Here is a 6,827-nt window from a genome sequence, read left to right as displayed (position 1 = left end):
CCCCAAGGGCGTGGTCTATCACCATCGCGGCGCCAATCTGCTCGCCACCTCCAATGTCATCACCGGCAATCTCGGCCGCCATCCGGTCTATCTCTGGACGCTGCCGATGTTCCACTGCAACGGCTGGTGCTTCCCCTGGACGATCTCGATCGTCGCCGGCACCCATGTCTGCCTGCGCCAGGTCCGGGCCAAGGCGATGTATGACGCGCTCGCCGACCATGGCGTGACCCATCTCTGCGGCGCGCCGATCGTGATGTCGACGCTGCTCAACGCCCCGGAAGAGGAGCGCCGCGACTTCCCGCAGACCGTTTCCTTCTTCACCGCCGCCGCCCCGCCGCCCGAAGCGGTGCTCGCCGGCATGAAACAGGCCGGCTTCGAGGTCACCCATCTCTACGGGCTGACCGAGTGCTATGGCCCGGCCGTGGTCAATGAGTGGAACGACGACTGGGACACGCTCCCCCCGGCCGAGCAGGCCGCGAAGAAAGCCCGCCAGGGCGTGCGTTATCCCGCATTGGAGGGGCTCGACGTGCTCGATCCCGACACGATGCAGCCCGTCCCGCGCGACGGCCAGACRCTCGGCGAGGTGATGATGCGCGGCAACGTCGTGATGAAGGGCTATTTGAAGAACCCGCGATCGACCGGCGCCGCCTTTGCTGGCGGCTGGTTCCACACCGGCGACCTCGGCGTGCGCTATCCCGACGGCTACATCCAGCTCAAGGACCGCTCCAAGGACATCATCATCTCCGGCGGCGAGAACATCTCCTCGATCGAGGTCGAGGATGCGCTCTACAAGCATCCGGCCGTGCAGGCCGCCGCGGTCGTCGCCCGGCCTGACGAGAAATGGGGCGAGAGGCCCTGCGCCTTCATCGAGCTCAAGCCGGGYAGGCCCGCGACCGAGGCGGAGCTGATCGCCTGGTGCAAGCAGCATCTGGCCTCGTTCAAATGCCCGAGGACCGTGATCTTCACCGAGATCCCCAAGACCTCGACCGGCAAGATCCAGAAATTCCGCCTGCGCGAAATGGCGCGGGCCCTCTAGCCCGCGCCACTGCCATGGCRATGTCTCTTACGTCCGGAGCGTTCAGCCCCTGGCGCTGCCGAGATTGCCGCCCGGCGTATAGCGATCGACCGCATCGGGCAGGACTTTCGAGAGCCGGGCCAGCAGGTCCTCGCGCGAGAGGCCGGTCTGCTTGGCGATGGCGTCGAGCACCTCCGGTCCCAGCGCCTGCTCGAGATCGCCCGGCGCGACATCCTGGTTGGGGCCCGTCCCGACCCAGGAATTGGCCTTGTCGCCCTGCCCGGATTGGTTGAAGCGGTCGACCAGCTCGCCAAGGCCGCTGTTCAGGATCGCTCCGGCGCCGCCAGCGCCGAGCAAGCCGCCCAAGCTACCGAGAAGGCCACCGCCAGCCTGCTGCTGACCGGGCGCGGCCCCCGCCTGCCCCGGGGCCGGCGGAGCGGCGCCCTGCCCGCCGCCCATCTTGTTGCTGATCCACTCCGAAATCTGGTCGCGATGCTGGTAGCCCGCGACGGCGAGCAGCCCAAGCAGGGCCGTCATCGACGGAAAACCGCTGCTGGTCCCGTTGTCATTGCTCATGGCAGGAACTCCTTTTCTGGACTCGATCAGGATCAGACAGAACCGCGGCGGCCATTGATCATCGCCCAAACCAACAGGACGATGACGGCGCCGATCACCGCGCCGACCAGCCCTGCCCCCTGCCCCGGCGCATACCAGCCGAGCGATTGACCGAGATAGGTCGCCACGAAGGCGCCGACGATGCCGAGAATTGTTGTCAGAATGAAGCCGGACGGCTCGTTCGAGCCCGGCGTGATGAACTTGGCGATGATCCCGGCGACAAAGCCGATGATGATGGTCCAGATAATGCCCATGCTATCCCTCCCATGTTGAAACGCCACGCTTCAACATGCGACATCCCGGGAAGGTTCCATAGCGCAAAAAAGAACCGGCCCTTTCGGGCCGGTTCGAGTCCGCATCCATGTAACGCCCCGCGGGCGAAGCGGAATGTCGTCTCAGTGCAGGGTTCGCCCCGGCATGGTCAGCCTTACGCGTTCGATCTCATCCTTCAGTTGCAACTTCTTCCGCTTGAGCTCGGCCACGCTGAGGTCGCTGGAGGAAGGGCTCGCCACGGCTCGGGCGATCGCGTCCTCGAGTTGGCGATGCTTGCGCTCGAGTTCGACAAGACGGGTCTGCAACGACATCTGGGATCCTCCTGATGAACAGTTGACGTACCAATCTGACAGAAAGCCGGCTTCACGTCTGCCCTGCACTGTCACACGGCATTCATGAGATTCTGTGATCAACTCCGGCTCCCTTCCCGGAAGCCGTGAATAGAAGGCTCCCGGAGGCTTGGGCAGCGACACGCGCTCTTGCGAGGCGCATCGCGGCGAAGGCATAGTCGCGGCCAAGTGCGGCGATGATGAGATGGCCATGGGATTCGAGCTCAGCCCGGAAGAGGTCGAGACCTTCACCGCGGAGCTGGCGCGGCTGCGCGAGGAGCACCGCGATCTCGACAGCGCCATCGACGCGCTGGAGCGGGTCGGCGCGATCAACCAGATCCAGGTGCAGCGGCTGAAGAAGCGCAAGCTCTACCTGAAGGACCGCATTTCGCAGATCGAGGATGCGCTGACGCCCGACATCATCGCCTGAGCACGGCGATTCGATGGGCGCCAGGCCCGATTCGCCCTTGCTTATCGGGCGCCGGGCAGTCTAGATCGCGCGCTTCCCAAGGCGAAGCCCGAGCGCATCCATGGCCAAGACCAGCCCACCCGTCGCCATCATCATGGGCAGCCAGTCCGACTGGGCGACGATGCGTCATGCTGCCGAAGCGCTCGACGCCCTCGCCATCCCCTATGACGCCCGCATCGTCTCGGCCCATCGCACGCCGGACCGGCTGTTTTCCTTCGCCAAGGGCGCCAAGGCCGAAGGCTTCAAGGTGGTGATCGCCGGTGCCGGCGGCGCCGCCCATCTGCCGGGGATGACCGCCTCGCTGACGCCGCTGCCGGTCTTCGGCGTCCCCGTCGAATCCAAGGCGCTTTCGGGGCAGGACAGCCTGCTCTCCATCGTGCAGATGCCCGCCGGCATCCCGGTCGGCACCCTCGCCATCGGCCGTGCCGGCGCGGTCAATGCCGCGCTCCTGGCGGCCGCCGTGCTCGCGCTCTCGGACGAGGCCCTGGCGGAACGTCTCGAGGCCTATCGCGCCCGCCAGAGCGCCGGCATCGCCGAGCGCCCGAATCGGGACGAGGCATGAGCGCGCCTGTTCCGACCGGCCTCGCGCCGGGCGCCATGCTCGGCATCCTCGGCGGCGGGCAGCTCGCCCGGATGATGGCGCTCGCCGCCGCCGATCTCGGCATACGCTGCCATGTCTTCGCACCGGAGGCGGACAGCCCGGCCTTCGACGTGGCCACCCGCCATACCGTCGCCGATTATGACGACGAAGCGGCCCTCGCCAACTTCGCCGACGCCGTCGACGTCGTGACCTATGAATTCGAGAACGTGCCGGCGGCGACCGCCGCCTTCCTCGCCGCGCGCACGCCGCTGCATCCCGGAGCCCGCGCGCTTGCCGTGACGCAGGACCGGCTGAGCGAGAAAAGCTTCGTCGCCGATCTCGGCCTCGCCGTCGCGCCGTTTCGCGCCGTCGATTCGCTGGCCGATCTCGAGGCCGCCGTCGCCGCGCTCGGCCGCCCCTCGATCCTGAAGACACGCCGCTTCGGCTATGACGGCAAGGGGCAGGTCAAGATCGCTCCCGGCACCGACCTCGCCGAGGCCTATGAGGCGATCGGCCGCTTTCCCGCGATCCTCGAAGGTTTCGTGCCCTTCGAGCGCGAGGTCTCGGTCGTCGCCGCGCGCGGGCTCGACGGCGCGTTCGCCGCCTTCGACGTCTGCGAGAACGAGCATCGCGATCATATCCTCGCCTTCACCCGCGTGCCGGCGAAGCTCGGCAGGACGGCCTCCGACGCCGCCATCGATGCGGCGCGTCGGATCGGCGAGGCGCTCGGCTATGTCGGCGTCTTCGCCGTCGAGATGTTCGTGCTGGAGGATGGCGGCACCGAGCGCGTCATCGTCAACGAGATCGCCCCGCGCGTGCATAATTCCGGGCACTGGACCAGCGAGGGCGCCGAGACCTCGCAGTTCCATCAGCATGTTCGCGCCGTCTGCGGCTTTCCGCTCGGCTCCGCCGCGCTGCGCGGCCGCGTCGAGATGGAGAACCTGATCGGCGACGCCGCTTTGCGCTGGCGCGAGATCCTCGCCGAGCCCGGCGCGCATCTGCATCTCTACGGCAAGCGCGACGCTCGTCCGGGCCGCAAGATGGGCCATGTCACCCGGGTTTTGTCCGAGCGCGGCTGAGCGCTCGCCCCGATCCGGCGAAAAAGCGTGCCACGGCTGCATTTTCGCGGCATCGCGCCGTGGACAGCCAAATCGAATTCTGTTATCCGCACGAACCTTCGAGCGATCCGCATGCGGCATCGCCGGCCCGTATTTTTGGATCAACCCGCTAAGGACGGACGTTTCACGTGCAGGTTCTCGTTCGCGACAACAATGTCGACCAGGCTCTCCGCGCCCTCAAGAAGAAGATGCAGCGCGAAGGCATTTTCCGCGAGATGAAGCTCCGCGGCCATTACGAGAAGCCTTCCGAGAAGAAGGCGCGCGAGAAGGCCGAGGCCGTCCGCCGCGCCCGGAAGCTGGTCCGCAAGAAGCTGCAGCGCGAAGGCCTCCTGCCCGCGCCGGTGAAGCCGAAGCGCCCCTGAGCCTGGCCAAGCCGCCTTGTGCGGCGCTGGGCGGGTCCGAGAATGACAGGCGCCTGGAGTCCGCTCCGGGCGCTCTTGTTTTTTGCCGGAGTTAACCAAGTTTTGGCGGGTTTGGGGCGTCTTGTCTGACGAGGCGCTGTTYGGCTGGGGAGCGCGATCACGCCGCAAGGAGCCCGGGCCTGAGGCTTGGGACTCAGCGGCAGACGAAGCACGAGACCGATGAGGCCGAGATCGATGAGGCGAAGCATGATCCGAGGCAGTTATTGGCTGGCGGCCGCTGGCATGGCGGTGGCTCTGGCTGGATGCGACAGCGTATCCGGCCTCTCCTCCCAGCCAGCCGTCGCCGTGCTCGACACCAGCGACAACGCTGATGCCAGCGTCAATATCGGCTCGCTGAGCGAGGTCATCAGCCGCAACCAGAACGATCCCGGCGCCTACAACACCCGCGGCGCCGCCTATGCCCGCATCGGCCGCTTCTCGGACGCGATCGGCGATTTCACCAAGGCGGTCCAGCTCGATCCGAACCTCGCCTCGGCTTATACGAATCGCGGCCTGGCCCTGCGCCAGAGCGGTCGCAACGATGCGGCCATGGCCGATTTCAACAAGGCCACCACCGTCAATCCCAATTACGGGCCGGCCTATGTCGCCCGCGCCAATCTGCTGCGCCAGCAAGGCAACCTGCAGCAGGCGCTCAGCGACCTCAACACCGCGATCCGGCTGAACCCGGAATCGCCCGAAGCGTTCCATTCGCGCGGCCTCGTCTATCAGAAGGAAGGCCAGCACCAGCACGCCGTCACCGATTTCGACTCGGTGATCGACCGCAACCCCTACACCGCCCCGCCCTATGTGGCGCGCGGCCAGAGCCTGAACGCGCTCGGCAAATACGATGCCGCGCTGGAGGACTTCACCGCAGCCCTCAATGTCGACAACCGCAACGCCGATGCCTGGGCCGGCCGTGGCTTCGCCCAGGAGAAGCTCGGCCAGAGATCCGAAGCACAGCAGGCTTATCAGCGCGCGCTCAGCCTAGACGGCAACAATGCCCAGGCCCGCGCCGGCCAGTCCCGCCTCGGCGGCGGTGGCGGCGGCGGTCTCTTCAGGAGCTGAGCGCGGGCGAAGCGCTGTGAAGATCGAGGCCGCCGGATCGGATCCGGCGGCCTTTGTCATGGTACGGTCCGGACCTGCGCTCCGCTGAATTGCCCCTGCGCGACATCCGCCAGAAAGCGCCGCACTTCCGGAATCGCGCCATGGTCCGGCAGGTCCGCATGCCGGCCCTCCGGGAAGCGCAGGAAGCGCTTGGGCGGCTTGGCGAGATCGTAGAGCGCCTGCCCCTGGGCGATGGGAATGACGCCGTCGCGCTCGCCATGCATGACCAGCAGCGGTGCGTTGATCTCCTCGATGACCGTGTCCGAGCGGAAAGGGTCTCGCATGAAGGGACCGAGCGGCAGATAGGGATAGCGCGCCTCGGCCACCGCCAGCGCCGAAAGATAGGGGGCCTCCAGCACCACCGCCTTGAGCGGCCTCTCGGCCGCGAGCTTCAGCACCACGCCGGTTCCCAGCGACTCGCCATAGCCTATCAGCCGGTCGGCCCCGTAGCGCTGCGCCGCCGCCGCATAGGCGGCCCGGGCATCCTGCTGCAGGCCCTCCTCGCTCGGGCTGCCGGTCGAGCCGCCATAGCCGCGATAGCTGATCGCGAAAAGACCGGTCCCGTCCGCGGTCAGCGCCCTCAGCCTCTCTGCACGGCCCCGCCCGCCGAGATTGCCGGCATTGCCCTGGAAATAGAGCAGCACCGGCTTGTCGCCCCGCGGCGCCACCGCCCAGGCGACGAGCCGCTCGCCATCGGCGGTCGTCACCGACACCTCCTCGGCCGCCGGAAGTCCCGCCGAGGCGATATCCGCCTTCGCCGGATTGAGCGGAAAGACCAGGTCGCGCTGGTAGGCATAAAGCAGGCCGAGCGTGGCGAGATAGGCCGCCAGCGCCAACAGCAGCACAATCCTGGTCAGGCGCAGAAGCATCGGGCGGGGGATCCGGAAAGCAAAGGGGCCGGCGATCAAGCCGGCCCATTGCAG

10 protein-coding genes are annotated in these 6,827 nt (G+C 67.2%); 6 read left to right on the top strand and 4 right to left on the bottom strand.

The features are described from left to right. Positions 1-1,036, top strand: a 1,036-nt coding sequence (locus AB4Y99_RS19745; RefSeq protein ID WP_441524501.1) for an AMP-binding protein, incomplete at its 5' end; no start/stop codon positions are given. Positions 1,037-1,078: 42 nt separating this feature from the next. Here AB4Y99_RS19745 and AB4Y99_RS19740 read toward each other — a convergent pair. The 3 genes from AB4Y99_RS19740 to AB4Y99_RS19730 form a co-directional block, all read right to left on the bottom strand. After that, complete coding sequence (locus AB4Y99_RS19740) at positions 1,079-1,591, bottom strand: YidB family protein (protein ID WP_248311103.1); 513 nt, start codon at positions 1,589-1,591, stop codon at positions 1,079-1,081. 32 nt (positions 1,592-1,623) lie between these two features. Continuing rightward, positions 1,624-1,884: a GlsB/YeaQ/YmgE family stress response membrane protein gene (locus tag AB4Y99_RS19735; protein ID WP_038359681.1), complete on the bottom strand. Its 261-nt coding sequence runs from the start codon at positions 1,882-1,884 to the stop codon at positions 1,624-1,626. A gap of 141 nt (positions 1,885-2,025) precedes the next feature. Further along, on the bottom strand, positions 2,026-2,214 hold the full coding sequence (locus AB4Y99_RS19730) for a YdcH family protein (protein ID WP_038359682.1): 189 nt from the start codon (positions 2,212-2,214) through the stop codon (positions 2,026-2,028). 229 nt (positions 2,215-2,443) lie between these two features. On the opposite strand from AB4Y99_RS19730, the gene AB4Y99_RS19725 reads away from it, so the two are divergent. The 5 genes from AB4Y99_RS19725 (at position 2,444) to AB4Y99_RS19705 (ending at position 5,865) form a co-directional block, all read left to right on the top strand. Further along, complete coding sequence (locus AB4Y99_RS19725) at positions 2,444-2,662, top strand: YdcH family protein (RefSeq protein ID WP_038360360.1); 219 nt, start codon at positions 2,444-2,446, stop codon at positions 2,660-2,662. Between the two features lie 100 nt (positions 2,663-2,762). Continuing rightward, on the top strand, positions 2,763-3,263 hold the full coding sequence (gene purE, locus AB4Y99_RS19720; protein WP_038359683.1) for a 5-(carboxyamino)imidazole ribonucleotide mutase: 501 nt from the start codon (positions 2,763-2,765) through the stop codon (positions 3,261-3,263). Then, complete coding sequence (locus AB4Y99_RS19715) at positions 3,260-4,360, top strand: 5-(carboxyamino)imidazole ribonucleotide synthase (RefSeq protein WP_038359684.1); 1,101 nt, start codon at positions 3,260-3,262, stop codon at positions 4,358-4,360. Before purE ends, AB4Y99_RS19715 begins: the two co-directional genes overlap by 4 nt. 167 nt (positions 4,361-4,527) lie before the next feature. Next, on the top strand, positions 4,528-4,761 hold the full coding sequence (gene rpsU, locus AB4Y99_RS19710; protein WP_038359685.1) for a 30S ribosomal protein S21: 234 nt from the start codon (positions 4,528-4,530) through the stop codon (positions 4,759-4,761). A 246-nt stretch (positions 4,762-5,007) separates the two neighbouring features. Beyond that, positions 5,008-5,865: a tetratricopeptide repeat protein gene (locus tag AB4Y99_RS19705; RefSeq protein ID WP_248312782.1), complete on the top strand. Its 858-nt coding sequence runs from the start codon at positions 5,008-5,010 to the stop codon at positions 5,863-5,865. A 56-nt stretch (positions 5,866-5,921) separates the two neighbouring features. Here the strand turns inward: AB4Y99_RS19705 and AB4Y99_RS19700 are convergent, their stop codons facing one another. Next, entirely contained in the window at positions 5,922-6,773 is an 852-nt protein-coding gene (locus AB4Y99_RS19700) for an alpha/beta hydrolase (RefSeq protein ID WP_370954521.1), read from the bottom strand. Positions 6,774-6,827: the final 54 nt, after the last annotated feature.

The organism is Allobosea sp. TAB14 (genome assembly GCF_052113865.1).
GTDB lineage: Bacteria > Pseudomonadota > Alphaproteobacteria > Rhizobiales > Beijerinckiaceae > Allobosea > Allobosea spartocytisi.
This window is presented reverse-complemented; position numbering and strand designations above follow the sequence as displayed.

Coding starts and splice junctions, on each gene's coding strand:
- AB4Y99_RS19740 (WP_248311103.1), bottom strand. CDS start 1,591: ATGAGCAATGACAACGGGACCAGCAGCGGTTTTCCGTCGATGACGGCC.
- AB4Y99_RS19735 (WP_038359681.1), bottom strand. CDS start 1,884: ATGGGCATTATCTGGACCATCATCATCGGCTTTGTCGCCGGGATCATC.
- AB4Y99_RS19730 (WP_038359682.1), bottom strand. CDS start 2,214: ATGTCGTTGCAGACCCGTCTTGTCGAACTCGAGCGCAAGCATCGCCAA.
- AB4Y99_RS19725 (WP_038360360.1), top strand. CDS start 2,444: ATGGGATTCGAGCTCAGCCCGGAAGAGGTCGAGACCTTCACCGCGGAG.
- purE (WP_038359683.1), top strand. CDS start 2,763: ATGGCCAAGACCAGCCCACCCGTCGCCATCATCATGGGCAGCCAGTCC.
- AB4Y99_RS19715 (WP_038359684.1), top strand. CDS start 3,260: ATGAGCGCGCCTGTTCCGACCGGCCTCGCGCCGGGCGCCATGCTCGGC.
- AB4Y99_RS19705 (WP_248312782.1), top strand. CDS start 5,008: ATGATCCGAGGCAGTTATTGGCTGGCGGCCGCTGGCATGGCGGTGGCT.
- AB4Y99_RS19700 (WP_370954521.1), bottom strand. CDS start 6,773: ATGCTTCTGCGCCTGACCAGGATTGTGCTGCTGTTGGCGCTGGCGGCC.